Below are 25,958 nucleotides of genomic sequence, written 5' to 3'. Positions count from 1 at the left end.
CAGATCATCGAGCGACTACCGATGCACGGAGACGACAACCCGGAGCCGTTCCTGACGACGGTGCCCGCCGTCGCCGATTCGACCATGGCGCGTGCGATCAACCAGGCGTTGCACGACGCCATGGCCGCCGACGACCGGGTGCTGGTGTTCGGCGAAGACGTCGCCAGGCTCGGCGGCGTGTTCCGGGTCACCGAGGGGCTGGCCGAAACCTTCGGCGACGGGCGATGTTTCGATACGCCGCTGGCGGAGTCCGCGATCATCGGCATCGCCATCGGGATGGCGATCCGCGGGTTCGTACCGGTGCCCGAGATCCAGTTCGACGGTTTCGCTGCGCCCGCGTTCGACCAGATCGTCAGTCACCTGGCGAAGTACCGGATGCGGACCCGCGGCGACGTCGACATGCCGGTGACGATCCGGATCCCGTCGTTCGGCGGAATCGGTGCGGTCGAACATCATTCGGAGTCGACCGAGACCTATTGGCTGCACACCGCCGGCTTGAAGGTGGTGGTGCCGTCGACGCCGTCGGACGCGTACTGGCTGCTGCGGTACGCCATTGCCGACCGGGATCCGGTGATCTTCCTGGAACCCAAGCGGCGGTACTGGGGTCGTGAGACCGTCGACACGTCGGTGCCCGGTGAGCCCATCGGACGGGCCGCGATCCGGCGGGCTGGTGACGACGTCACGGTGCTCACCTACGGTTCTCTGGTCTCGACCGCGCTGAGCGCTGCCGAGTCGGCCCACTACGGGCTCGAGGTCGTCGACCTGCGGTCGCTCAATCCGCTCGACTTCGACACCATCGCGGCGTCGGTGCGCAAGACGGGCCGGGCCGTGGTGATGCACGAGGGTCCGCGCACGCTCGGCTTCGGTGCGGAGTTGGCCGCGCGCATCTCCGAGGAGCTCTTCTACGATCTCGAGGCTCCGGTGTTGCGTGCCACGGGTTTTGACACGCCCTACCCGCCGGCTCGGCTGGAGAAACTCTGGTTGCCTGGCGTGGATCGACTGCTGGATTGCGTCGAGAAGGCGATGAGCCAGCCATGAGCGCCGACGGCATACGGGACTTCCTGGTACCGGACCTCGGCGAGGGGCTGGAGGAAGCAACCGTCACCGCCTGGCTGGTATCCGTCGGCGATCAGGTGGAGCTCAACCAGACGCTGTGCACCGTGGAGACCAACAAGGCAGAGGTCGAGATCCCCAGCCCGTATGCCGGCCGTGTCGTGGAACTCGGTGGCGCCGAAGGGGAAACATTGGCGGTTGGCTCCACTCTGGTACGCATCGCGACGGCAGTGGGTGCAGTCCAGGCAAGCGCGGCGCCAGCCGGGGATGACACCGCCGTGCCGGCCCGCAAGCCCGTGCTCGTCGGCTACGGCACCGACGACGCGATGGACGATTCACGGCGCCGCCCGCGGGCGAAGCCGCCGGTGCGCAAGCTGGCCGCCGACCTCAACGTCGACATCACCGCCATCGCACCGGGTTCGGGCCCCGGCGGTGTGATCACCCGCGACGACGTACTGGGCGCGGTGTCCGGCTCGTCGACCGATTCGATGCCCGTCGGTGGCGTGCAGACCGAGATGGCTCGGCGGATGGCGTTGTCGCGCAGAGAGATTCCCGACGCACATGCCTCCGTTCAGGTGGACTGTTCGGCTTTGTTGGCACTGCGCGACCGGCTGTCCAAGGTAAGTGCGGAGCCGATCACGCCGTTCGTTCTGACGTTGCGGTTGTTGACGATTGCGCTTCAGCATCACCCGATCCTGAACTCCACGTGGATGGACACCATCGACGGCCCACGCGTCCACGTCCATCCGAGCGTGCACCTCGGCATCGGCGTGGCTGCGCCGCGTGGCCTGCTGGTACCCGTCGTGTCCAACGCCCAGGCCAAGACCACCCGCGAGCTCGCGGATGCGGTCACGCGCCTGGTGGCCGACGCGCGGGCCGGCACGATCAAACCCGTTGAGCTGCAAGGCTCGACGTTCACGGTGTCGAACTTCGGCGCGCTGGGCCTCGACGAGGGCGTTCCGGTGATCAACCATCCCGAAGCCGCCATCCTCGGGATGGGATCGCTCAAGGAGCGTGCCGTCGTGGTGGACGGCGCCGTGGTCGCCCGCCCGACCATGACGCTGACGTGCGCATTCGATCACCGCGTCGCCGACGGCTCCCAAGTCGCCGCGTTCCTCGGCGAATTGCGGAATCTCATCGAGACGCCCGACCTGGCCCTGCTCGACCTCTGACCCTCTCTTCCCTCGCGATTTGTGCACCGGCAGTGGCGCGCGCAGCAACCGCGAGTGCACAAATCGCCCCTGGGCGAGAGGGGGTTAACGCTGTTTGGCGGCGGCCAATCGCGCGGCGAACTCGGGGGACTCGATGGACGCCGCCTGCGGACCGATCTCCACGTCGACGGCGATCCGGTGCTGCTCGGTGTCGACGGTGCCCGGATTGGCGGTCGCCCGCATGGAGGCCTTCGTTGCGAGCACGACGTCGCGCGGCGCCGAGGCGGGGCCCGCGGCGAGTTCGCGCGCGGCCGCCACCGGGTCGTCGGCGACCTGCAGGGCCAACCCATGTCGCACCGCCGCGTCCGCGTCGAACCGCATGCCGAACAGCAGCGACGCCCGTGCCACCTGCGGGCCGACCGCGCGCTGCAGCATCCACGTCGCGCCGCCGCCGGGATGGATTCCGAGCTTCTGGAACCGGGGATCGAACAAGGCGCCCGGCCCTGCGATGCGCACGTCGGCCGCGAGCGCCAAGTTGAGTCCGGCGCCGACGGCGGGGCCGTTGACCGCCGCGATGGTCGGTAGTGAGCACTGCGCGAGGGCGAGAAAGCCGTCGTAGATCACGCGTAGGCCATCCTCGGCCGCGGCGCCCAGCGCGGTGAGATTGGCGCCCGCGCAAAACGCCTTGCCGGCGCCGGTGACTATCACGGCATGTACATCCGGGTCATCCTCGACGGCGTCGACAGCCGCGCGAAGCGCTGCCGAGATCTCGGCCGTCACCGCGTTGCGGCGGTCGGGATCGTTGATGGTGATGAGCGCGACGCGATCATCGATGCTCGTGAGAACCAGGTCGGACACGCACTCAGCGTAGTGAAGGTTCGTTTCACCAAAACTGAGGGAATCGGTGCGACCACTCACTCCTAACAGGTGAACGCAGCCCGACCGGGCCGCGAAGACCTGAAGGAGACCATCATGAGCACCACCACCCGCCGTCGGATCACCGCCGCCACCCTGCTGATCGCTGCCGGCGCCGTCGCCGCCGGCGGCCTGGGCGCCGCGACCGCCAATGCGCGTCCAATCGTCCCCACCCTCCCGGGAAAGCCGAGTGCCCCGGCTCAAGTAGCGAGCCCGACGCAATACTCGGCCATCGCCTTGTCGGCGGAGACCGGAGTCTGGGCCACCTGGGTGAATGCGCCGACACGAGACGGCGCCCGCCTCAACGCGCTCAGTGCCTGCCAGAGCGCGGGCGGGAGCCAGTGCCTGGTGACCGACATTGCCGAGAGCAAGTGCACCGCTCTCGCCGTCAACCCGCTCGCCTGGGAGCTGTGGCACGCCGGCCAGGGTCCGACCGTGATCAGCTCGCAGACCGCGGCCCTTCAGTCCACTGCCGGCTATCGCATCGCGACGGTGGCGTGCTCGAACGGCGGTTCGGCCTTGTCGTTCACCGGGCACATCGGTCAGCTGTCGGGGACCTGAGTCCGCAGCGCCGAGTCGGCCCGCCACCTCGTTGGGTGGCGGGCCGATCGCGCGATTCGGCACGCCAAATCGAGGGCACCATCGCGCGATCCATCCATCGAATGTTCTTCACCATGTGAAATAAATTGCGCGCCAATGCCTCTCGCATGAGGTCACGGGCACGGATCGCCTTCGTATCGGATCGGTAACCCCGTTATTGTCGCATCGGCAAATTACATCGCTGGGACTTACCTTCGGCCTTGAACCGAGAAGGGCTGGGGAGAATATGTCAAGGACGACCAATCGCGTCGCCGTCACCACCATGGCGCTCGCGGCGATGTGCTCGCCGCTTTTCGCGCTCAGCTCCGCAGCACTGGCGGAACCGGCGAGCCAATCGCCTCCTGGCGTGCCGTGTCTGGGAATGATGCAGCAGTTGGCGGCGGCGCCGGCGAACGTCCCGGCGTCGATGCAGAGTGCCACCTCGATTCTCACCGGCGCCGTGTCGCCGCCCGCACCGGTCGTGATTCCTCCGGCCAGTAGTGCGGTGCAAGGTGGCGCCGCGGCGGCCAATGGCGTTGCCGCGAGTGGTGCGGCTGCCAACGGTGCTGCGGGCGGTGGTGCCACGGTGGCGAACGGCATCACGGCGGCGAACGGCATTGCCGCGGCCAATGGTGTTGCCTCGAATGCGGCCGCCGTCAACAGTGGTGCCGCAGGCGGTGGTGTCGCCGGTGGCGGGGCAGCCGCAGGTGGCGCGGCCGGTGGGGCTGCAGCTGGTGGTGGCGCTGCCGGTGGCGGTGCCGGGGGTGTGAACGCGGCTGGTGTGTTGCAGGACGCCGCCGGGGTCGGTGGTGGTCAACAGGCCGATGCAGGTTCGGCGACGGCAGTGGGCGACGTTCATGACAACGCCGGCTTGGCCGACGCCGGCCATGAATCGGGCGATGTGATTCGGGATGCGGGCGTCTCGGGCGGTGCCGGCCAAGGCGGTGGGGGTGCAGACGGTCTGGAAGGAGCACAGTCCGACGGGTCGGTCGACGCCGACATGCTGCGGGACGCGGCGGGACAGGGCGGCGGCGCGCAGAACGTGGCGGCTCCCGTCGCGGCGAACGCGGGCGTCGGAGTTCCCGCCGCGGGTGCAGCCGACGTGGCATCGACCGCGGGTGGAAACGGCGTTGGGGCCGTCCCGGCTGAAGCGCTTGCTGCCGTTCCCGGCGGTGCCGCCGGTGGTGACGCGGCCGCGGCCGCGGTGCCCGTCGGTGAGTCCGCCGCGGCTGGTGTGCCGACGGCGGCCGTCGTCGATGCCGGCGCTCCCGCGGCGGACGAGGTGCCGGTTCAGGTGGCTGCCGGTAATTCGGGCGCGGTGGAGGTGCCGGTTCAGGTGGCTGCGGGCAATTCGGGTGGTGTCGAGGTGCCGGTTCAGGTGGCCGCGGGCAATTCCGGTGGCGTCGAGGTGCCGGTGCAGGTGGCCGCGGGAAACTCCGGCGCGGTCGAGGTGCCGGTACAGGTGGCTGCGGGTAATTCGGGCGCCATCACCGGCGGTGCACCCGCCGCCAGTGCGGTGACGGCCGGTGCGCCAGGCACGGCTGCGGTCGGCGGACTTCCCGGGATGAGCCTGCCCGGGTTCAGCGTGCCGTCGATCGCACCACCGGCCGCGGGCACGGTTCCGCTGGGACTCCCGTCCGCGGCGTTGAGCGCCCTACCGAGCGCCGCGCAGGCCGGGGCTGTCGGCGGTGGCGCCGCACAAGCCGCAGCAGCGGGTGGTGGCGCCGCGCAGGCCGGAACTGCGGCTGTCGGCGCCGCCGACGCTGCGTCCGCGGGACTCGCTACCGCTTCCGGCGTGGCCGAGGGCGCCGCCGTGGCGGACAGCGCTGCCGCGGCAGCCGGAGTGCCGGCGGCCGGTGCGCTCGAGGGTGGCTCTGCGGCGGGGCTGCCGGGTGCGGGCGGCGGTTCGGCGGTCGATGCCGTCACCGCCGCAGCCGGTGGATCGGGCGCTGGCGCCGGTGGTGCCGGTGGCGGCGGTGGATCGGGTGCCGGGGCCGCTGGCGCCGCTGGTGCCGAGCAGGGCCTGGCGGCGGCAGGGGTGGAGCAGGCGTCGTCGGCCGCCGACGCGGGTGATGGCTTGGCAGCGGCCCGACTCGAGGAAGACGCTGCCCGTGCGGCGGCGGAACTCGAGAGAGGTGACGCCTCGGGCCAAGCGGGCGGCTCGGGCCAGGCAGGTGTCGATGTATCAAACGCCCAAGAGCTCGCCGCGTCGTCGTCGGATGACGCGCTACGGCAAGCGGCCGGCACGGGCGGGCAGGAGGCCGCCGCCGTGCCAATGGCAGACGCCGCGCAGCTTGGCTCGACCGGTGGCGGCGCGGCCGGTGCGCCGGCGGCCGAAGCCGCGGTTGGCGGTGGCCCGGCAGGCGGTGGCGGCGCGGGAGTCGGAGGTGGCGGTGCCGGTGGTGGCGGTGGTGGCGGTGGTGGCGGAGCCGGAGGTGGTGGTGGCGGTGCCGGTGGTGGCGGAGCCGGTGGCGGTGGCGGTGCGGCTGTCCCGGTCGCCGCGGCGGCAGCGGCGCCGGCCGCGGCCACCGTTGGTGCCCCTGCTGCAGCCGCGGTTGGTGCGCCTGCCGCGGCCGCGATGGGTGTCCCGGCCGTCGCGTCGGGATTGATCGGCGCCCCCTTGGCCGGCGCGGCGCAGGCCGTTCCCGGCGAGGTCATCGCTCCGCTCACGGGAGCTGCGGCCCTGGCCGCCGAATTCCTGCCGCAACCGACGCTCGCGGCGCCCGGTGCGGGCGGAGGTGGCGGGTTGTTCGCCATGCCGGCTTTGAATCTGCCCGCGGTGAGCGGCTTCGGGGTGCCGTTGCCCACCCAGATCTCGCTGCCACAGGACATGGTCTGCGCCGGCCCTACGTGGTCGGCGCCGGCTCACCCCAACGATCCGTTGGCGGTCATGGCGCCGACGAGCCCGACGGGTCGTGACGACTGGTGACGGGCTAGGGCGCCGGGCAGTCGCTCGTGATCGGCACGGCCTGAAAGCGGTCCCGGAGCCAATAGAGCTGGCCGATCCAGTCCAGGTCGGCGTGACCCTTCCCGGGTTGCAAGCGGAAGTTCATCGAATCGCCAAGTGCGCACGAGCGGGCGATGGCGTCGGTGGTCCACTGTTGGTCGACGTACTGATCGGCAGTGCCGTAGACGATGGACAGCGGCGCGGACAGCTGGCGTTGTGGCAATGCCCAGCGCTGCAGAATCGAATGCAGTTGGTCGGCGGCTTGCGTTGGCGCCGAAGCGATCTCGCCCGTCTGAACGCTGTCCGGTACCGAGGCAACGCATGGGCCGACGAGTCCCCAGTTCTCGACCGCGGTCCCACGGCGGAAGTCGTCGGCGTCGAACTCCGGGTGCACCCGTTCCATGGAGGTGAGCAGTGTCTGGAGCGTGGCGAGCTGTTCGGGTGTCAGCGTGCCCTCGACGGCCTTGTCGACGATGCCCGTCACGTCCGCCGCCGGCGCCAGTGCGACCGCCCCGACGAGATCGAGTTCGGGCGCGTACGTGCCGACTTGTTCATCGGCCGCCCATACCGCTGCCCCGCCTTGCGAGTGCCCGATGGCGGCCCATCGTCCAGAGACCTCGGGGAACGTCGCGCGGAGGGCTCGCACGGAATCGATGACGTTGAGTCCTGCCGTGCGCGAGTCCAAATAGGGGTGCACGCCTGGCGCACCGAGTCCCTCGTAGTCGGCGAACGCGACGGCGTAACCGGCTTGGAGTAGCCCGCCTACCGCGGACGCCTGCTCCAGCAGGGTGCTGGACAGTGACGGCGCGCACTGTTCGTAGATGCCGGTGGTGCCGTGGCCGTATGCGATGACGGGCCAACCGCCCGGTGGAGCTGTGCCTGCCGGTGCGAAGACCGTTCCAGAGACCACCGTCGCGGCACCGGTGTCGGCGCGGGTCGATCCGTACAGCACCCGGGCGGCGTGAGAACCCGGTGGAAGAGAGGCGGCGACGTCCGGGATCTCCTCGGTGCGTAGCACCGTGCCCGCCGCCGGACCGCTCACCGACCCGGAGTTGCAGAGGTTGGCCGCGGGCGTCCCCGCGAATCGTTCTGCCAGCCAATCGATCTGGTCGGGCGGAGTGCTTGCACCGTCGTCACCGCGCTGCACGCGCCACGCGATCGTGCCGCCGGCGCCGCACGCGCGGTTGATCGAATTCATGGTCCACCGATACTCCGCGGCGGTGGCGTCGGCGTCGTAGACCACCGAGAGAGGTGCCGTCAGCGGCTGATCGGTGATCGCGAACTGGCGCATCAGGGCTCGCAGCGTGTCGGCCGACTCAACCGTCGACGGCGCGAGATCTCGTGGGCCGAGGTTTCTCGCCGCAACGCTGCCCTTGTGAACCAGCGCGCCCGAACAAGCCGTCAGTGCGTCCCATTGCCGAGCGGCTACGCCGTGGCGGTAGTCGTCGAGATCGAGGTCCGGATGCAGGCGGCTCAATGAGGCGAGCGACCATAGCAGCGTGGTGCGTTGCCCCACGGTGAGCGTGCCGTTCTGAGCGCTGTCCACAAGCCCGCTGGCATCGGTGATGGGGGACAAGGCAATTGCCCCTACCAACTGGAGATCCGCGGCGTAGCCCGCGGCCTGTTGGTCCGCCGCCCATGCGGCACCGCCACCCTGGGCGGTGCCGACCGTGGCCCACCGCGTCGAGACGTTCGGAAAGATGCCGCGCAGGGCGCGGACCGAGTCGATGACGTTGCGTCCCGCGGTGGCGGCGTCGAGATACCCGTGCACGGTGCCGGGTACGCCGAGCCCCTGATAGTCGGTGAGCGACACGGCATAACCGCGTTGGAGCAGGGTGGCGACGAGCGGCGCCTCGCCGAGCAGTGTCGTCGACAACGACGGGGCGCAGTCCTCGTCGATGCCGGATCCGCGGTGCCCTATCGCGACGACGGGCCAACCACCTTGCGGCGCGGTGCCCTTCGGCTCGAACACCGAACCCGACACGGGAGTCGGGCTTCCGGTGCGGCCGTCCGTCGAGCGGTAGACTACGCGGACCGATCGCGCGCTGACCGCCTCGATCTCCGGTGCCACGGAGCGCAGCGGCGACACGCTGACGATGCTGCCGGGTCTGGAGGCGTCGAGGGTGGCCGCGGTGGTGGAGTTCGGCACGCCTGCCAAGGCGTCGGGTCCCGTGCGATATTCGCCGACGCCGAGCAGCACCAGCACGCTGCTGACCACGGCGAGCCACCGCGCCTTGGGCGAGTGCATCCAGCGGCGCAGGGGGACCAACGGGCGCGTCGAGGCAGATCGATGACGTGACAATTCGTCTCCCGCTGGCTCCGCGCCCGGCCCGCGCTGGCCAGCACCATGAGGCGCTACTCCACGTCGTGCACAGCGGCACACCGATGGAGAGGCAATTGACGCCATCGTAAGGGAAATTGCGTCGACGTCAAATTGTTTGCTGAAATCGGAGGTTCGCGTGTCGTTTCCCGCGTGTGATTGGTGGCCTCAGCGGGTTAGCTGGACCACCGCAAGAGGTAGTGGTAGTACAGCCCGCGTCGGATCACCGCGCCAGGAAGCACTTCGGCGGCGTCGCGGCGGATTTCACCAAGAGACTCCTGCGGCGCGGCACGGGTCACGCCAATGTCGGGCGTGTCCCGGTGTCACCGATCGGCCACCATGACGGCGGGAACGCAGCACGCCGACAACATCCCGTCCCATATCGATTTGTTTGCTGCCGGGCCAACGACCGCAATCTCGCCGCCCGGCGCCAGCGAGTCACGTCGAGCACGTCGCCGTGGTGTTTGGCTGCGATGCCCACGATCGGGGGTGGTAGGCGGTGTCGTGGTTCCAGTAGTCACCGGCAGCTGCGGTCACCATGCCCGTGGCTCCGGTCTAGCCTGCTGCGTTCGGGCGCAGCGGCGGGCATCTGCCTTCACCGTCGGCAGCCAGTTCGAAGTGCCAGTTCTCGTTGGCGTAGATCTGGCACAGGCCGAATCGCGGGCCGTTGCGGATGAGCCAGGCCGATGCACCCTCGCCCGCGATGTCGATCGCTTCGCCGACGACGTGCCTGGACACGTCGGGCGACGCGACGAATTGCCCCGCGACCTCAACGCTGCCATAACGGCGGACCGCGTCGTCGAACAGGCGCTGCTGGAAGCCCTTCGACCGCCAGCCGGACGTGATCGTGATGTCAATGCCCTGCGACTGGGCACTACGGGCGGCGTCCTGAATCGCCTTGAGCAGCAATGGATCCAGTAGTGCGAGCACCTGACTCGAGGTGTCGAAGGGGCTGAGCGTCATGCCATCCGGGAGGTAGCCACTCCACGAGTCGGTCGCGCCCGTGCCGATGGACAGCGGCTCTGCGCCCGAGGGCGTCTCGTCCCCAGTGGCGGGTGCGACGGTCGTCGGCTCGGCCGCCGCCAGTCCCGAAGTCACCGTCGTCGAGCAGCCGCACGCGGTCACGGCAAGCACTGTGCCTGCCGCGGCCAGCGCGGCGTCGACGAACAACCGATGTGTCACGGTGTTCAGGGTAGGTCAATGGCCGACGGGCTCGCCGGAACGGACGATGGGCCGAGCGTCGAATCAGGCGTATTGCCGTCCGTCGTGCGGCCACTGCTGGATGACGGTCTTCACGGGTAGGCGCTGTGCGGCTTGCCTTGCGCGGATGCCCATTTGGCGTCGGAGTTCGGTCTCGGTGAGCAGCCGCGACACGGCGGCGGTCATCGCCGAGGCGTCTCCGGGCCGGTAGAGCAGGCCACCGCTGCACGGCATTACCAGCAGGGCGGTTGCCGGGCCCGCGGGCGCGACCAGTGCTCGTCCCGCGGCCATCACCTCGACGAGCGCGCTGGGAGACGACGCCGGCGCCGGAATGACGAGGTCCGCCCCCGCGAGCAGGCGCGACCGCCGCCGTCCACCGCATTCGTCGATCACGAGCAGCCGGGTTTCCAGCTCGTGCTCGACCGCGTGGTGCGCGACGACGTGACGACCGGCACCCGTGCCCACCATCACCAGCTGCGTCCGACAGGTCTGCTGCACCGCGACGAACGTGGCAGCCAGGTTCTCGGCGTGCGCAACGTCATCGAACGGTCCGATGGCGACGACGATCGCGAGGTCGGGCAAGCCGATCCACGACTGAGTGGATGCGGAGCCGTCGGTCCGCACGCGGTGCTGCCGGTTGATCAGCGAACTGGGACCTCCCACCCGGCGGCTCATCGACCGCTCGACTTCTGCGAAACTTCCATGGCTCCAGCCGGGGGACGTGACGTGACTTTGTGCATGGCATCTACCCTCGCCACGACGGCGGCCCGTGTCGTCGAGGCTGGTACCCATCTGGACGCCCCCGCCAGCGCTACCTGCCGTATACCGGCCAGCTGCAATGAAGTACGGCCCGCGCACGGCGTCGGCGAGATCGTGGCAGGTTCCCAGGGATCTCACATGGTTGCGGATTACCGTCGCGCACGGGGCCATGTACATGGCCGCAACGATCGAACAGAACCGAAGTCATGACGCGGAGCAGTGTGCAGGCGCTGGGCCTGCTGTCCTCGGCGGTCGTCGTAGCCGACCGCCGGCCCATCGATGCGGAACTAGGTCGGCCACCGATGCGTGCGCGCCTCATCACCCTGTTGCTTCGTCCGGTAACTCCACCCCTGTGGCTGGGACTGCTGGTGGCTGCGGCGTTCATCCTGGCGGAGACGGGCGCCGTCATTCTGCTCCATTACTTCGCTCCGATGAGCGCGTTCGGGGTGTTGTACGTGCTCGGCGTCCTGTTGGTGTCGACGGTGTGGGGTTTCGGGCTGGCGGCGACGACGTCGGTGGCCAGCGCCCTTGCCTTCGACAACTTCCGCGAGTGGCCGCTCCGCGTGATCTGGGGTGCCGACGACTGGGCGGTCATCGGCGTGTTCGTCTTGGTCGCCTTGGTGGCGAACACGCTGGCGTATTTGGCGCGGACGCGAGCGGCGGAGGCGGATCAGCGTCGCCGCGAGGCGGAGTCGAGCCGGGAGGAACTCCGCGTGCTTGCCGAACAGCTCACCGCTTCGCGCGCGCGGATCGTTTCCGCCGGCGATGACGCGAGACGGCGGTTCGAACGCGACCTGCACGACGGTGCGCAGCAACGGTTGGTTTCGCTCGGGCTCAATCTTCGCTCTGCGCAAGAGCTCGTGCCGGCCGAGCTGGACGATCTGCGTCGGCAGATGTCGGACATCGTCGAGGGTCTGGTGGGGGTATCCAAGGATCTTCAGGACATTTCCCGTGGCATTCATCCGGCGGTTCTCTCGCGTGGTGGATTGGCGCCCGCGCTCAAGACGCTTGCGCGCCGCTCAGCGGTCCCCGTCGAACTTCTTCTCGGTGTGGACCGGCGGTTGCCCGACTGTGCCGAGGTGGCCGCGTATTACGTTGTGGCGGAATCGTTGACGAACGCCGCCAAGCACGCCCAGGCATCCGGCGTGACGGTGGAGGTGAATGCCGACGCCGACGACTTACGGCTGTCCATTCACGACGACGGGTCCGGTGGCGCCGACTCCCGCAGGGGATCGGGACTCCTCGGACTCCGGGACCGTGTCGAGGCGCTCGGGGGACGCCTGCTGGTCTCCAGCCCGATCGGCATCGGGACGTCGCTGACGGCGACGATCCCACTGCGCGTCCAGTGACGGATCGCCCCCCGACTGCGCGGAATAGGTTCGGCGAGTACGGCGGCGCCCCGCACATCCGCTGCGGAATGACGCCGGTGCGTGTGGTCGTGGCCGAGGACGACGTCTTGCTGCGTGAGGGCATCGTTAGCCTGCTGGGGCGCAGTGGGTTTGAGGTCGTCGGACAAGCCGGCGACGGACCTGGGTTGCTCGCGGTGGTGCGGGACACGACGCCGGAGCTGGTGGTGACCGACATCCGGATGCCGCCCACCCACGGCAGTGAGGGACTCGACGCGGCGCGCGTGATTCGCGCGGAGCTGCCCGACATCGCGATCGTGTTGCTCTCCGCGCACGTCGAGGTCGATCAGGCGATGGAACTGCTCGGCAGCGGCCGCAGCGTGGGCTATCTGATGAAGAGTCGGGTCACCGACGTGGCCGACTTCGTCGACACCCTTCAGCGCATCGCAAAGGGGGCATCGGTCGTGGATCCGGCGCTGGTGTCCGAGCTGGTGTCGGCAAGCCGGCGCAGTGACCCACTGTCCGCCCTCAGCGCGCGGGAACTCGAGGTGTTGGCACTGATGGCGGAGGGTCGTTCGAATGCGGGTATCGCGCACCGACTTTGGGTTGCCGAGGGCACCGTCGCAAAGCACGTGAGCAGCATTCTGAACAAGCTGGATCTCCCGGCGACCGACGACGCCCACCGCCGCGTCCTGGCTGTGATCACGTTCCTCGAGGCGCGCTGACGCGGTCGGTGGGCGGCGGTCGGCGAAGCGGATGCCGGCTAGCGATGGCCGCCGGCCCGACCGAGGCCGAATAGCGAGAAGTCGGGGTACTGCTGCGCGTACTGGACGGGCGCGGAATCGTTGATCTGGACGTTGCCGGGTGTCTGGCATTCGGAATTCGGGCCGATGGAACTGCACGACGGGGTATCCGCCGCCGCAATCGGTGCAGCGGAGATGGCAATCGCGCCGGCACCTGCTGCCAGCAGTAGCGTGAGTGCACTGATCTTGGTTCCCATGAGTGATGCTCCTATGCAATCGATGCCCCGGTCTGGGGGCTCACTCCAGGATTGCCGTCAAGGCAGTGCAAGTCGCCACGGGAGACCCCCATTCACGACTGACGTCAGTGGGGGTTTACGTCTACCGGCCAGCACGTAGCGCGTACGCGCGACCGGAGTCAATCGTGTCCCGAGGGGTAGGCGTGGATAAGCGCCGTCGACAGTTTGGGTACCGCGTGGGTCAGTGTGTGTTCGGCCTCGTGCGCGATGCGGTGCGCCTCGCTCAGGCTGGTCGCGGGGTCGATGTCCAACTCCGCATCGGCATGCAGGCGATGGCCGATCCAGCGCATCTTCACGCTGCGGACGGCGGTGACACCGGGCTCGGCTGCCAGGGCTCGTTCGGCGGTGTCCACGAGTTCGGGATCGACACCATCGAGCAGGCGACGGAGTACGTCGCGCACGGCGGTGCGCAGCACCGCGAGTATCGCGATCGTGATCAGGATTCCGACGATGGGGTCGGCGAGCGGGAAGCCCAGCGCCACGCCGCCGGCACCGAGAAGCACTGCCAGCGAGGTGAATCCGTCGGTGCGGGCGTGCAGGCCGTCGGCGACCAACGCGGCGGAACCGATGCGGCGCCCAATGCGGATGCGGTAGACGGCGACTAGTTCGTTGCCGATGAACCCGACGAGGCCGGCGGCCGCGACCCAGCCGACGTGTTCGATCGTCACCGGATCAATGAGGCGCCGCACCGATTCGTAGGCCGCCACGGCGGCGGAGAGCGCGATCATCGCGATCACGAACAGCCCCGCGAGGTCTTCGGCACGGCCGAAGCCGTAGGTGTAGCGGCGGGTCGCGGCGCGCCGGCCCAACGCGAACGCGATCCAGAGCGGGACGGCCGTCAACGCGTCGGAGAAGTTGTGGATGGTGTCGGCCAGCAGTGCTACCGAGCCCGAGAGCAGCACGATGACCAGTTGGACGATGGCGGTGGCGCCCAGCGCGAGCAGGCTGATCTTCACGGCGCGGATGCCCGCGGCGCTGGACTCCAGTGCACCGTCGATGCTGTCGGAGGCGTCGTGGCTGTGTGGCGCGAACACCTCCCGCAACGCGGCGCCGACGCTGCCGTCCCGGCCCTCGTGGTCGTGGTGGTGCCCGCCGTGGTCGTGGTCGTGGTCGTGATCCGCTTGATGGGTCATGCGCCCCGCTCCTTGCGCGGCGAGCGGCCTGCCTCCGAGGTGCTGGAAGCGTTGGCGTGCAGCGTCCGTAGTTGATCGGCGGTGCGGTGATGACCGGGGATGCCTGGTCCAGCGTGTTCGGCGTTGAAGACTGCGTCGGTGACGAGCTGACCGATGTGGTCGTTCTCCAAGGAGTAGAAGATCGTCGTGCCATGCCGACGGGTACGGACGAGGCGAGCCATCCGCAGTTTCGCCAAGTGTTGCGACACCGACGGAGCTGGCTTTCCGACGTGTTCGGCGAGCTCGTTGACCGACATCTCGCGGGCGACCAGTGCCCACAGGACCTGAACGCGGGTGGTGTCGGCGAGCATCCGGAAGACCTCGACGATCAATCCGAGCTGATCCTCGGGCAACGGACGCCGACATGCCTCCCTATCTGCATTCATACGCAGATAGTACATGGCGTCGACCCGCGCTGAACTCCTCTTCCCGCTGGGTGGGGGGTACCGCTGGGTGGCAGCCGCAATGACGACGGCGCCCCCGGAAGCGATTCTCAAACTGCGTACGCGGACGAAGCCCCATTAGCCAGGAGATGACCATGCCCTCAGAGCCCAAGCCGGAACCGCCATCGGCAGGGCTCAACAGGCGGCGAGTCTTGTTGGGGATGGCCGCAGTGGGCGGCTTTCTCGCGATCGACCTGGGCGCCGTCCTGTACAGCGCGGGGTGGATCGGCGGCGGCGACCGGCTGCGACAGCAGACCTTCATCGACGCGTTCAAGTGGGTCAACGGGCCGCAATTGGGGTTCAGGAAGAACCACGCAAAGGGGGTTGCCGTCGCCGGCTACTTCGACGCCAACGGTGCCGCTCAACAGGTCTGCAAGGCAGCCGTATTCCGGCCCGGTCGCTACCCCGTCGTTGGGAGGTTCTCGTTGTCGGGAGGAGACCACGCGGTGGCGGACAACACCACCGCTGCACGGGGACTCGGATTGCAGTTCACTCTGCCCGGCGGGGAGCAATGGCGTACGGCGATGCTGAATCTGCCGGTGTTCCCGGACAACTCGCCGCAGGGCTTCTGCGACCGCCTGGTTGCCTCGAAAAACTCGCCGGGCACCGGCAAGCCGGACCCGCGGGCGACGGCACGCTTCCTCGCCGCTCATCCGGAAACCGTGCGGGCCATGTCGGTCATCAAGGCCAACCCACCCGCGACGGGCTTCGCCGACAGCAGCTTTCACGGCCTGAACACCTTCTACCTGGTCGACCATGCCGCCGTCCGGCATCCGGTCCGCTGGTCGCTCATTCCCATCTCGCCGCCGATCCTCCGTAAGGACGGGAGCAGCCAAAATTGGATGTTCGACGACGTCATTCGCCAGGTTCGCAAGGCGCCGCTGCGGTGGCGGCTGTCGCTGACCATGGCCGAACCATCGGATCCCATTGCGGATGCCACCATTCCGCTGCCTCCGGATCGGCGAGTCATCGACGCGGGCATCCTCACCCTGAACTCGATCGCCACCGAGGGCCCCGGCAATGCGCGAGACGTGAACTTCGACCCGCTGGTCCTTCCGGATGGCATCGAACCCTCCGAGGACCCGCTGCTGAGTGCGCGCTCCGCCGTGTACGCCGCGTCCTACCGGCTGCGCACGCGCGAACCCAAGGGTGACCCGGCAGTCACGATCGAGGATGCCGCGCTGTGAGCACGACGCGCGAGGAGCAGTCGGCCGCGCCGCCCGGCGAGCGAAAGTACACCCCTCTCGGCCGAATCCTGCACTGGCTGACGGCGATCCTGTTCGTTGTGGTGCTGTTCATCGGGTTCGTCATGGTGAACTCGCCGGGGCACTACGCGACGCTGGTGATGGTGCACAGGGCGCTCGGTGTGTCGGTGCTCGGCGTCGTCATCGTGCGGGTGATCAACCGGTTGACACATCGGCCACCGGCGTTGCCGAACACCGTGGGCAGGGTCGAACGATGGATGGTGATCGGTTCGGAGATGGCCTTGTATGCCTTGTTGATTGCGCAGCCGGTGGTCGGCTGGGCGATGGTCTCGGCGTCGGGCGTCCCCGTCGTCGTGTTCGGACACGTGCGGCTGCCCGCTATCGCTCCGGTCGACGCGGCGGTGTTCTCCGCGCTGCGCGAGACCCATTCGGCGTTGGCGTATGCGCTCGTAGCCGTTGTCGCCGCGCACGTTTCCGCGGTGCTCTTGCACAGCATCACGCTCGGCGACGGAATGCTGCGCCGCATGACGTTTTCATCGTCCCGCGGGTCGAGGTGACGGGCGACGCCGGCGCAGGTCAGCCCAATCGCAGGAGTTGCTCGACGTTGCCATGCGCTAGTTTCGCCTTGTCGCGCGGGCTCATCGGCGCCGTGTCGAGCAGTGCACGCGCTGCGCGATTGTCGGTGTAGGGATAGTCGACCGAGAAGATCAATCGGTCGATCCCGATGACCGAGAGTGCGCACTGCAGTGGGGGAAAGGTGGTGTACCCGCTGGTCGTCATGAAGACGTTGGTCTGAAAGTACTCGGCCACCGGCTGGCGTAGTGAGGTAACGGGCGTCAGCACCGTGTCGATCCGCGCCAACGCGAACGGAATCATCTCGCCCATGTGACCGATGATCACCTGCAATTCGGGGAAGCGATCGAAGACACCCGTGACGATGAGGCGGAGTAAGTGCAGCGCGGTTTCGGCGTGCCAACCCCAGCCTGCCGCGCCCAGGAGACTGGCGACGACGGGATCCAGTCCGCCGTAATAGGTCTCGGCGACGCTGGGCGGCGGAAGCGACGGATGCAGGTACAGCGGGACGTCCAGCCCCGCGGCGGATTCCAGCACCGGCAGGAACACCGGGTCGTCGAGGAATTTGCCGTCGGTCAGGCCGTTGAGCATGGCGCCCTTGAAGCCGAGCTCCGACACCGTGCGCTGCAACTCGGCCGCGGCAGCACCGGGATCGCGCATCGGCAGCGCCGCGAAGCCGGCGAATCGATCGGGATGTTCGGCGACCGTCTTGGCCAAGTCGTCGTTCACCGTGCGAGTGTTCGCCACGGCGTGTTCTGGCTCGAACGCTTCGGCGCCCGGCACGTTGTGCGACAACACCTGCAGATCGATGCCGGCCGCATCCATGTCCGCGATCCGGCCCGCGCCAACGTCTTCCAGCTTTTCCTGGAGGTGTGAAAGTTGCGGATGCCGACGGAGATTGGCGAGCGCCTCAGGTGTCTGAAATGCTGGGTGAGCGTAATGCTCTTCAATGGCGATTACCCGCATGGTGTTTCCTTCCGTGGTTCGGTGACCACCAACCGAATATACCCTCCAGGGGTATCCTGTGAATCGCCTGAAGGGGCGCTGGGCTAATGCCCGGCAATGGGCTTGTGTGCCACTCGTCCACCCGGACTGAGGATTCGGAAGGCCTCGGATCAGGCGGGCCGCTCTGCGGTCTCAGTCAACTCTTTGCGGCGACGGGGTGACAAGGTGGAAAACCGGACTCGATGGTCGGGAAAACCAGGGCTTCAGGTGTAACTCGTGTTCGATCGGGGAAGAGGGTAGGACACGAACCGGCAGCTCAGGGCCGCGCGCCGGACGACCTACGTAGTAAGGCCGTAGAATGAAGGCGGTCATCAGACGTCAACTCGCGGTGGCGGTTCAACTGCGCCGAACGGTGGAAGAAGGGGGACGAGGCGTGCGGGAGAACCGCTCACTGATCGGTCGGCGTGGGTTGTGGCGGGCCGCCGTCGTCGTGCTGGCAGCGGTCGCATTGCTGCTCAGCGCGTGCAACAGCAACAGCAGCAGCACCGCGCCGCAACAGCCATCGCCAGCGCAGGAGATCAGCGCGAAGGGTGATCCGTACTCGAATATGTTGATGCCGAAACTGCAGGCGTCCGCGGTCGACGGCGCCGTCGGCGTCGAGGTGGACTCGCCGGTCACCGTCACGGCCGTCGGCGGCGTGTTGGGCACAGTCAGCCTGGTCGGCGAGGACGGTACGCCGGTTGCGGGTCGGCTCAGCCCTGACGGCCTGACTTGGGCCACGACGGACCCGCTGGGCTACAACGAGCAGTACACGCTCACCGCCGAGGCGCTTGGGCTGGGCGGAATCGCGCGCAGCGACATGACCTTTCAGACCCGGTCGCCCGAGAATCTGACCATGGCCTATGTCCTGCCGAACGAAGGGGAAGTCGTCGGCATCGGCCAGCCGGTGGCGATCCGGTTCGACGAGAACATCCCCGACCGTGCGGCGGCCGAGAAGGCCATCAAGGTCACCACCAATCCGCCCGTGGAAGGTGCGTTCTACTGGCTGAGCAACCGCGAAGTGCGTTGGCGTCCAGAGAATTACTGGAAGCCGGGCACGACGGTGGAGGTCGCGGTGAACATCTATGGCGTCGACATGGGCGACGGTCTGTTCGGTCAGGATGACGTCAGCACCCGCTTCACCATCGGCGACGAGGTCATTGCGACGGCGGACGACACCACCAAGACCCTGACCGTCCGCGTGAATGGCCAGGTGGTCAAGACGATGCCGGTTTCGATGGGCAAGAACAGTTCACCGACCGACAACGGCACCTACCTCATCGGTGATCGCTACCGCGATCTCGTCATGGATTCATCGACCTACGGTGTGCCCGTGAACTCGCCCAACGGATACCGTCTCGAGGTCGAGTGGGCAACGCAGATGTCCTATAGCGGCATCTACGTGCACGCCGCACCGTGGTCGGTGAATAGCCAGGGCCGCAGCAATGTCAGCCACGGTTGCCTGAACGTCAACACCAACAATGCGCAGTGGTTCTACGAGAACACCAAACGTGGCGACATCGTCGAAGTCGTCAACACGGTCGGCCCGACATTGCCCGGTATCGACGGCTTGGGCGACTGGAACATTCCGTGGGAGCAATGGCGGGCGGGCAACGCAAACACGTGAGGGCGTCAGTACCGGCGCGGCATCACTTCACGTACTCGAGGCTGGTCATCATGCCGGCTTCCTGGTGATAGGTGTTGTGGCAGTGCATCATCCAGACGCCTGGATTGTCGGCGATGAAGGTCGTGCTCACCGTTTGCTTGGGCAGCACGATCGCGGTGTCCTTGCGCGCGCCGAGGCTGCCGTCGGGCCGCATCATCTGAAAGGTGTGGCCGTGCAGGTGCATTGGATGCCACATCGTCGTGGTGTTGCGGAAGGTGAGGGTCACCCGTTGGCCCTGCTGCAGGGTCATCGGCTTGGCGTCGGCGAAGGGCACGCCGTTGATCGCCCAGTCGTAGCCCATCATCGACCCGGTCAGTTCGGCGGTGAGGGTGGCGTCGGCAGCAGCGGGCGGGAACGACACCTCCGCGGTGGCGGCGAACGTGTCGACGGTTCCGATGCGGCCGCTCAACTCGGCGGGCCGATACCCGACGTCCGGGGCGTCGCCGGCACCGGTCGACAGCAGTGCGCGCGCCAGCGCGTCCTTCCCCTCGGCCACCGCCACCAGAGGAAAGACCCCGTCCTTCGCGGTGACGATCACGTCGTAGCGTTCACCCATGCCCACCAGTAGGGCGTCGACTTCGGTCGGCACGACGGGGAAGCCGTCGGTGTGCGTGACGGTCATCGGGTGTCCCGCGAGGGCGACCCGGAACGCGGTGTCAGATCCGGCGTTGATGATCCGCACTCGGATCCGTTGCCCGGACTTGACGGGGAATGTCGTTGGCGCTGCTGGGATTCGACCGTTGATCAGGTAATAGGGGTACTTGACGTCACCGGCGTCTCCGCCGAGCAGGATGCTGGTACCGACACCCGCCATGCTCGACATGTCCATGCCCGGCATGTCGTCGTGTGCAGGTGCTCCGCCGCCGCCGAGGTCCTGCCAGATCTGCTCGGGTGTCTTGCCGACCCCGTCGGTCCAATCGTCGAGGACGACGATCCACTCGGCGTCGTAGTCGCCTGGCTCCTTGGGATCGTCGACGATCACCGGCAAATACAGCCCGTAGTCGGCGTCCAGGCCGGTGTGTGGGTGAGCCCAGTAGGTTCCGGAATGCGGCACCGAGAATCGGTAGGTGAAGTCCCGGCCGGGGTCGATGTCGGGGGTGGCGGGGGAGGCGCCGTCCATGTCGTTGCGCAGCGCGATGCCATGCCAGTGCACCGACGTGGCATGTGGAAGCTCGTTGGCCAGGGTTACGGCGAGTTCGTCGCCGACATTGGCGCGGATGAGTGGGCCGGGCAGCTCAGCTCCGTAGGCGAGGGTACGGGCTTGGACGCCACCGAGATCCAGCGTTGCGGGCCGTGCGGTGAGTCTCGCCGTAACCACGCGTCCGGTGTGCGGGCGCGCCGCTTCGGCGGCGTCGATCTCGGACTTGCCGGTCGTCGTCGGAGTGTTCGAACGCGTGCAGCCCGCGAGCGTCAAGCCACCGGCGACGGCTGCCGCGACGAACTGTCGCCGGCTCAGTGAGAGATGTTCCATCAGTATTCGATCAACCTCGTGACGTAGGGGGTCATGCCACTGGTCCGCACGGGAGCCACCCTGACCTGCGACCCGGTGTAGGGCGCTTCGAGCATCTGGCCGTTGCCCAAATACATGGCCTCGTGCTGGCTGGCGTTGGGGCCGTAGAAGATCAGGTCGCCGCGGCGCATCTGCGCCGAGGGAATCTTGCGGCCGGCGTTGTACTGCGAGCCAGAGTAGTGGTCCAGTTTGATGCCAACCCCGGCGAATGCGTACAGATACAGGCCGGAGCAGTCGAAGCCGACTGTGCCTGCGCCCTGGTCGATTCCGTTGGAAGGCCCGTTGGCGTTGCCGCCGCCCCAGGAGTACGGCACGCCGAGCTGCGACATCGCGCGGCGAATGACGTACTCGGACGCCTCCCGGCCGTAGACCCGCGGGATTCGTCCATTGGTGATTCCCGGATCGACGGCGGCGGTGGCGGCGGGAAGGATGCCGAGTTTGGTGAGGAACTGGCGACCCATGTTGGCGGTGAGTTGGGCTGAGGTCGTCGATATCTGAAGCACGGTGTTGATGATCGCGATGGGATCACCGGCGACGTTGGCGCTCGGCACCATCGGAAGCTTGGTGTCCCACTGGGTTTCGGACGGCTGCGCGGCTGCAGTGTCCCAGTCGTCGCCGTCCGCCGCGGGCGCCTGCGCTGGGCCCGCCGACGTCGATTGAGTTCGCACCGCGTCGAGCCGGGCCTGGGCGTCCCGCCGCTGCTCGACGAGCCGGTCCACCTCGGCCTGTTGGGCTCCGAACTGCCGTTGCGTGTCGGTGAAGGTGGCCACGGCAGTGTCCATGCTGGCTTGCGCCTGGGCTGCGGTGTCGTCGGCTCGTTGTTGGGCTGCGCGTGCGGAGGACTCCTTGTTGACCAGTTCGGTACGCGTTCTGGCCAGATCGGCCACGGTCTTCTCGAAGCTGATCTGCAGCGTCTGCCCGGCGCCGGCCGTGGCGATCATCTCGTCCGGATTCGTCGCCGTGAGATACGACCCCGACGGGCCCTGGACATAGGTGGAGGCTGCGAACGTGTCGAACCGGCGCTGAGCCGCCTCGATCGCCGAAGTGGCGTCGCGCACCGCCAGCTGTGCGGCCTGCACGTCCCTGCTGGCCTGAGCTGCAAGCTCGCGCGCCGTCTGCACCTCGGCGATCGCCTTGTTGACGCCTTCCTGGCGGCCTTGTATCTGCGCGCCGACTTCCTGCAGTCGTTGATCGGCCTCGGCCACCCGCACTACGAGCGCGGCCACCTCCTCGCCACCCGGGCTTGGGTCCGCGAGCGCAGGTGACGGCGCGCTGATCATGGTCAATGCCACCACGGCTGCCACCATCCTCGACGTGAATGTCCACATTGCCCGACTGGATGCCATCCGACTGATGTCTCCCTATGACTCGGACTACGGCCACTGGCTGCGGCGCGATGTCCCCGGTTCCATCGGACGGCTCGAAACTACGTAGAAACATAGTACGTAGTTAAGCCGTACGTTGGGGTACCGTACATCACATAGGCATCATTGGTAACTTCCGTAACGAATCCGTTTCCCGGGGCAGCCGCGCCACGGTTGGCGCGGAACCCTTCGGGCCCTAGGTTGGCTTCGAAGGCATCAACAGCCCGCCGCTGCGAGGTGTCGCAGCTGAAGACAGCAGAGGTGAGCCGTGCGAGTCCGTGGGTTCGGTGAACTCGAGGCCGTCGTGATGGATCGATTGTGGATCCGCGGCGAGGTCAGTACGGTCCGCGACATCTTCGACGAGCTCGCCAGTGACCGCGCGATCGCGTACACCACCGTGCTCTCGACGATGGACAACCTGCACCGCAAGGGCTGGCTGGTCCGCGAGCGGGTCGGCAAGGCCTATCACTACCGGCCGAAGATGACCCGCGAAGAGCACTCCGCCAAGCTGATGCGCGATGCCTTCGAATCTGGAGGGGACACCGACTTGGTCCTCACCTTCTTCCTCGATCAGATGAACGACGACGAGTCGGCCGAGGTGCAGGCCGCGCTGCGCCGCATCATCGACGGGCGGTCCGGTTCATGAGCGTCGCGGCGGGCCTGGTGCTGTACGCGGCGCTGCTGAGTTGGCTCGGACCGCGGGTGTTGGCGAAGATCACCGCCAGCGGCATCAACCCGCTCCTGGGCGTGGCTGCCTGGTTGACGGCGATCGGGGGCGTCATGGGCGCCTGGCTGGCGGCCGTCGTCGTCTTGATCGTCGATGCCGCACGGACGGTGTTCGGCGGTCCGGTGTGGACGGTGTGCCTGGAACTCATGGGCCACGTCGGACAGATCGACATGGCCCGCCCCGTCGCCGCGACGCTCGGGATCGGTTTGATCGGCCTGGCTCTGGTGGTATCGGCGTTGACCGGCCGGCGGATCGGCCGCACCCTGCGCAAGCTGCGGTCGCACAGTCATCGGCATGCCATGGCGGCCCGTGTCGTCGGGTCGCCAACCCGGTGGCGCGACGTCGTCGTGGTGGAAGCCGAACGGCCCGCGGCGTATTGCGTTGCCGGGCGGCCCTGCGCCATCGTGGTCACCACCGCCGCCGTCGCCACCCTCGAGGACGATCAGCTGGCCGCGGTGCTGGCCCACGAGCAGGCACACCTCCGCGGTCGTCACCATCAGCTATTGATGCTGCTGCGCGCCGTCGCCGCCGGGCTGCCCCGGCTGCCGCTGCTCGTCGCCGGACCGGACGCGGTGGCGCGACTTCTGGAGATGTGCGCCGATGACACTGCGGCGCGCCGCCATGGCCCCCACCCCCTGTTGTGTGGGTTGATGAATCTCGTTGGTAGGCCAACAATTCCGGCTTCGGCGCTCGGGGCGGCGAGTACGGCGGTGTTGGACCGGGCGACACGGCTGGCGTCGCCTGCACCGACCGGTGCGCGCTGGCGTGACCGGGTGAGGCTGTGGGCCGTGATTGGTTTGACGGTCGCCGTTCCACTGTTCACCGGCGTGCTCTGTCACCACTGATGATGGCCGCATACCCCAGAGGGGTATGCTTCAATCGTGATTTCGTGCTGGCTATCATGGCGACGTGGCTGAATTGCGTGGCGTGACACGGCTGCCGGCCGCAGTGCAAGTGCTTCTGCTGCTGGCGCTGTTGGGTGGCATCGTCACGATGCACGCCGTCGCGATCACGCCAGGGCCCGACGCTACCGGCATGCACGCCATGGCCGGGCACCAGCAGATGGGCGGGCACGAGAAGCCTGCCGACACGCCATGCGACACCGATGACTGCGCTCCGCAGCACGCCGGAATGCACGGCTGCGTGTTCGTCATGACCGCCGTGTCGGTCCTCGGGGGCCTGGCTTTGTTGTACTGGATCGGCGTCGCGCGTACGACGCTGATCGTCTCGCAACTCCGCCACCGGTGCCGGCGTCGCGAACGTGCGCCGCCCTGGGCCGTCCTCTCACTTTCCGAACTGTCGATCCTGCGGGTCTGACAGGCCTCCTCCCGTGGGCGGCGCAATGCGCTCGCTCCTGGGTAGACGCCGTCCGACTCCATTTCATTCGACACTTCGCAAAGGAAGACAACCATGTTCAGTTCCACCACGATCAAGACCATCGCCATCGCCGCCGCCACGGCGGCGGCCCTGACCGTCGCCGGCTGTAGCAACGGCAGCGACACGTCCACCCCCTCGAGTTCGCCAGGGATGAGCGGCTCGATGCCGGGGATGGACCACGGTGGTTCATCGATGTCGACGTCCGCGTCGGCCACGGCCGCCCCGAGCGGCACGCGCAGTGACTTCAACGACGCGGACGTGATGTTCCTGCAGATGATGTATCCCCATCACGCCCAAGCGGTCGACATGTCCAAGCTGGTCGAGGGCCGCACGCAGAATCAGCAGGTCGTCACGCTGGCGCAGAACATCGAGAAGGCGCAGGGTCCGGAAATGACCCAAATGACCGAGCTGCTGGCGAGTTTCGGCAAGCCGGCCCCGACTGCGGGCTCCGGCCACTCGGGTATGGACATGCCGGGAATGATGTCGGCCGAGCAGATGACGTCGCTGGAAGGGTTGTCGGGCCCGGCGTTCGACCGCATGTGGCTGCAGATGATGATCGATCACCACACCGGCGCCATCGACATGTCGAACACCGAGCTGCGTGACGGGTCGAACCCCGACGTCAAGAAGATGGCACAGGCCATCATCGCCAATCAGGAGGCGGAGATCACGCAGATGCGCGGCATGCTCGGCCAGGGCTGACCGCATCGTCTGAGACGGGTGCTCGGCGGGCGTCGGCCCGTCGGGCACCCGTTCGGCTTTGATGGGTGCGCCGGCCAGTGCCCTGCAGCGGCAGCTTTCCCAACTCGGAGTTTTCGAACCCCTTGACGTAATACCCCCGTGGGGTATGGTGGAGTTTACGGATACCCCCTATGGGTATCAGCTCGGTAGGAGGAACGATGGAAACGACTGCACCGGGGTACCTGGATTCCAAGGACGCGCACTTGAGACGCCTGGGCCGCATCGAGGGACAAGTCCGGGGTGTGGCACGGATGGTGGAGAACGACTCCTACTGCATCGACGTGCTCACCCAGATATCGGCCGCGACCAAGGCGCTGGAGTCGGTCGCGTTGAGCCTCCTCGACGAACACCTGACCCACTGCGTCAGCGATGCCGTCCAGCAGGGCGGCGACGTCGCCGATCAGAAGATCAGCGAAGCCTCCGCGGCCATCGCACGCCTCGTCCGCTCCTGAACCCCCGCTCCTGAACCCCCGCTCCTGAACCCCCACGAAAGGACGTCCACGATGAGTCTCGACCTGACGGCCTCGCTGCCACTGGTGCAATCCTCCGGCTCGGGGTGCGGATGTCGAGCACCCCGAACGGCCACCACTTCCAGCCACGACCACGAAACGGAGCAGGACTTGAGCACTGCCCTCACGACCACGTTCGCCGTCACCGGAATGACCTGCGGTCACTGCGCTGCCGCGGTCACCGAGGAACTGAACGCCGTCCCTGGCGTCACCGAGGTCTCCGTAGATCTGGTTCCCGGCGGTATCTCGACGGTGTCCGTCACCAGCGACCGCCCGGTCAGTCGTCACGACGTGGCCGCCGCCCTCGACGAGGCAGGCGACTACCACCTCGCCGACTGACGACCTCCGTCGCACCAACCGGCCACCACGCACGAAAGG

Annotated in this window: 26 protein-coding genes; 15 read left to right on the top strand and 11 right to left on the bottom strand. The window is 67.8% G+C overall.

Translation table 11 applies throughout. From position 1 onward, the window contains the following. Nucleotides 1-21 precede the first annotated feature (21 nt). Both N536_RS0116505 and N536_RS0116500 read left to right on the top strand, forming a co-directional pair. A complete protein-coding gene (locus N536_RS0116505) occupies nucleotides 22-1,038 on the top strand; it encodes an alpha-ketoacid dehydrogenase subunit beta (protein ID WP_197040162.1) in 1,017 nt (338 codons plus the stop codon). Then, complete coding sequence (locus N536_RS0116500) at nucleotides 1,035-2,225, top strand: dihydrolipoamide acetyltransferase family protein (RefSeq protein WP_029114606.1); 1,191 nt, start codon at nucleotides 1,035-1,037, stop codon at nucleotides 2,223-2,225. Before N536_RS0116505 ends, N536_RS0116500 begins: the two co-directional genes overlap by 4 nt. Nucleotides 2,226-2,309: 84 nt before the next feature. Here N536_RS0116500 and N536_RS0116495 read toward each other — a convergent pair whose 3' ends face one another. After that, a complete protein-coding gene (locus N536_RS0116495; protein ID WP_029114605.1) occupies nucleotides 2,310-3,062 on the bottom strand; it encodes an enoyl-CoA hydratase in 753 nt (250 codons plus the stop codon). A 114-nt stretch (nucleotides 3,063-3,176) separates the two neighbouring features. Here N536_RS0116495 and N536_RS0116490 point away from each other — a divergent pair, with 114 nt between their 5' ends. Further along, nucleotides 3,177-3,680, top strand: coding sequence for a DUF4189 domain-containing protein (locus tag N536_RS0116490; RefSeq protein ID WP_155948623.1), 504 nt, complete (start codon nucleotides 3,177-3,179; stop codon nucleotides 3,678-3,680). A gap of 265 nt (nucleotides 3,681-3,945) precedes the next feature. After that, the gene (locus tag N536_RS0116485; protein WP_029114603.1) at nucleotides 3,946-6,627 is read left to right on the top strand and encodes a hypothetical protein; all 2,682 of its coding nucleotides are present in this window, start codon (nucleotides 3,946-3,948) and stop codon (nucleotides 6,625-6,627) included. Between the two features lie 4 nt (nucleotides 6,628-6,631). Here the strand turns inward: N536_RS0116485 and N536_RS41555 are convergent, their stop codons facing one another. The 4 genes from N536_RS41555 to N536_RS0116465 form a co-directional block, all read right to left on the bottom strand. Further along, nucleotides 6,632-8,893 (bottom strand): lipase family protein, encoded by a 2,262-nt coding sequence (locus N536_RS41555; RefSeq protein WP_051574553.1) that lies wholly within the window; start codon nucleotides 8,891-8,893, stop codon nucleotides 6,632-6,634. A 248-nt stretch (nucleotides 8,894-9,141) separates the two neighbouring features. Further along, nucleotides 9,142-9,264, bottom strand: a complete 123-nt coding sequence (locus N536_RS43350) for a hypothetical protein (protein ID WP_255358459.1) — start codon at nucleotides 9,262-9,264, stop codon at nucleotides 9,142-9,144. Between the two features lie 256 nt (nucleotides 9,265-9,520). Next, nucleotides 9,521-10,147 carry a M15 family metallopeptidase gene (locus N536_RS0116470; RefSeq protein ID WP_231514554.1) on the bottom strand — a complete coding sequence of 209 codons (627 nt, stop codon included), beginning with the start codon at nucleotides 10,145-10,147 and terminating at the stop codon, nucleotides 9,521-9,523. Between the two features lie 63 nt (nucleotides 10,148-10,210). Then, on the bottom strand, nucleotides 10,211-10,828 hold the full coding sequence (locus tag N536_RS0116465; RefSeq protein ID WP_029114601.1) for a glycosyltransferase: 618 nt from the start codon (nucleotides 10,826-10,828) through the stop codon (nucleotides 10,211-10,213). Nucleotides 10,829-11,130: 302 nt separating this feature from the next. On the opposite strand from N536_RS0116465, the gene N536_RS0116460 reads away from it, so the two are divergent. Both N536_RS0116460 and N536_RS0116455 read left to right on the top strand, forming a co-directional pair. Further along, a complete protein-coding gene (locus tag N536_RS0116460) occupies nucleotides 11,131-12,273 on the top strand; it encodes an ATP-binding protein (RefSeq protein ID WP_369798430.1) in 1,143 nt (380 codons plus the stop codon). A gap of 68 nt (nucleotides 12,274-12,341) precedes the next feature. After that, nucleotides 12,342-12,995, top strand: coding sequence for a response regulator transcription factor (locus N536_RS0116455; protein ID WP_029114599.1), 654 nt, complete (start codon nucleotides 12,342-12,344; stop codon nucleotides 12,993-12,995). Nucleotides 12,996-13,033: 38 nt separating this feature from the next. Here N536_RS0116455 and N536_RS0116450 read toward each other — a convergent pair whose 3' ends face one another. The 3 genes from N536_RS0116450 to N536_RS0116440 all read right to left on the bottom strand — a co-directional run bounded on the left by N536_RS0116450 (nucleotide 13,034) and on the right by N536_RS0116440 (nucleotide 14,867). Further along, nucleotides 13,034-13,270, bottom strand: a complete 237-nt coding sequence (locus N536_RS0116450) for a hypothetical protein (protein WP_029114598.1) — start codon at nucleotides 13,268-13,270, stop codon at nucleotides 13,034-13,036. A 158-nt stretch (nucleotides 13,271-13,428) separates the two neighbouring features. Continuing rightward, nucleotides 13,429-14,442, bottom strand: a complete 1,014-nt coding sequence (locus N536_RS0116445) for a cation diffusion facilitator family transporter (protein ID WP_029114597.1) — start codon at nucleotides 14,440-14,442, stop codon at nucleotides 13,429-13,431. Continuing rightward, complete coding sequence (locus tag N536_RS0116440) at nucleotides 14,439-14,867, bottom strand: metalloregulator ArsR/SmtB family transcription factor (protein ID WP_029114596.1); 429 nt, start codon at nucleotides 14,865-14,867, stop codon at nucleotides 14,439-14,441. The genes N536_RS0116445 and N536_RS0116440 overlap by 4 nt, the downstream gene beginning before the upstream one ends. Nucleotides 14,868-15,019: 152 nt before the next feature. Between N536_RS0116440 and N536_RS0116435 the strand changes: the two genes are divergently transcribed. Continuing rightward, nucleotides 15,020-16,111 (top strand): catalase family peroxidase, encoded by a 1,092-nt coding sequence (locus tag N536_RS0116435; protein WP_029114595.1) that lies wholly within the window; start codon nucleotides 15,020-15,022, stop codon nucleotides 16,109-16,111. Further along, complete coding sequence (locus N536_RS0116430; RefSeq protein ID WP_029114594.1) at nucleotides 16,108-16,686, top strand: cytochrome b; 579 nt, start codon at nucleotides 16,108-16,110, stop codon at nucleotides 16,684-16,686. Before N536_RS0116435 ends, N536_RS0116430 begins: the two co-directional genes overlap by 4 nt. 19 nt (nucleotides 16,687-16,705) lie before the next feature. Here N536_RS0116430 and N536_RS0116425 read toward each other — a convergent pair whose 3' ends face one another. Next, nucleotides 16,706-17,668: an amidohydrolase family protein gene (locus tag N536_RS0116425; RefSeq protein ID WP_029114593.1), complete on the bottom strand. Its 963-nt coding sequence runs from the start codon at nucleotides 17,666-17,668 to the stop codon at nucleotides 16,706-16,708. A gap of 337 nt (nucleotides 17,669-18,005) precedes the next feature. Here N536_RS0116425 and N536_RS0116420 point away from each other — a divergent pair, with 337 nt between their 5' ends. Further along, nucleotides 18,006-19,313 carry an Ig-like domain-containing protein gene (locus tag N536_RS0116420; RefSeq protein ID WP_197040154.1) on the top strand — a complete coding sequence of 436 codons (1,308 nt, stop codon included), beginning with the start codon at nucleotides 18,006-18,008 and terminating at the stop codon, nucleotides 19,311-19,313. Between the two features lie 22 nt (nucleotides 19,314-19,335). Here N536_RS0116420 and N536_RS0116415 read toward each other — a convergent pair whose 3' ends face one another. Next, nucleotides 19,336-20,823, bottom strand: coding sequence for a multicopper oxidase family protein (locus N536_RS0116415; RefSeq protein ID WP_036436632.1), 1,488 nt, complete (start codon nucleotides 20,821-20,823; stop codon nucleotides 19,336-19,338). Then, nucleotides 20,823-22,190, bottom strand: a complete 1,368-nt coding sequence (gene ripA, locus N536_RS0116410) for an NlpC/P60 family peptidoglycan endopeptidase RipA (RefSeq protein WP_029114590.1) — start codon at nucleotides 22,188-22,190, stop codon at nucleotides 20,823-20,825. The genes N536_RS0116415 and ripA overlap by 1 nt, the downstream gene beginning before the upstream one ends. A gap of 304 nt (nucleotides 22,191-22,494) precedes the next feature. Between ripA and N536_RS0116405 the strand changes: the two genes are divergently transcribed. From N536_RS0116405 to N536_RS0116380, 6 genes are all read left to right on the top strand, one after another. Then, nucleotides 22,495-22,872, top strand: a complete 378-nt coding sequence (locus tag N536_RS0116405) for a BlaI/MecI/CopY family transcriptional regulator (protein ID WP_029114589.1) — start codon at nucleotides 22,495-22,497, stop codon at nucleotides 22,870-22,872. Further along, nucleotides 22,869-23,798, top strand: coding sequence for a M56 family metallopeptidase (locus tag N536_RS0116400; RefSeq protein ID WP_029114588.1), 930 nt, complete (start codon nucleotides 22,869-22,871; stop codon nucleotides 23,796-23,798). Before N536_RS0116405 ends, N536_RS0116400 begins: the two co-directional genes overlap by 4 nt. A gap of 64 nt (nucleotides 23,799-23,862) precedes the next feature. Further along, entirely contained in the window at nucleotides 23,863-24,270 is a 408-nt protein-coding gene (locus tag N536_RS40790) for a DUF6153 family protein (RefSeq protein ID WP_051574550.1), read from the top strand. 93 nt (nucleotides 24,271-24,363) lie between these two features. After that, complete coding sequence (locus N536_RS0116390; RefSeq protein ID WP_029114587.1) at nucleotides 24,364-25,032, top strand: DUF305 domain-containing protein; 669 nt, start codon at nucleotides 24,364-24,366, stop codon at nucleotides 25,030-25,032. A gap of 197 nt (nucleotides 25,033-25,229) precedes the next feature. After that, nucleotides 25,230-25,523: a metal-sensitive transcriptional regulator gene (locus N536_RS0116385; RefSeq protein ID WP_029114586.1), complete on the top strand. Its 294-nt coding sequence runs from the start codon at nucleotides 25,230-25,232 to the stop codon at nucleotides 25,521-25,523. A 51-nt stretch (nucleotides 25,524-25,574) separates the two neighbouring features. Continuing rightward, entirely contained in the window at nucleotides 25,575-25,919 is a 345-nt protein-coding gene (locus N536_RS0116380; protein WP_231514553.1) for a heavy-metal-associated domain-containing protein, read from the top strand. The last annotated feature ends 39 nt before the right edge of the window (nucleotides 25,920-25,958 follow it).

The organism is Mycobacterium sp. URHB0044 (genome assembly GCF_000620625.1).
GTDB lineage: Bacteria > Actinomycetota > Actinomycetes > Mycobacteriales > Mycobacteriaceae > Mycobacterium.
Note: the sequence above shows the minus strand (reverse complement) of the source record. Positions and strands in the feature narration are given on the sequence as shown.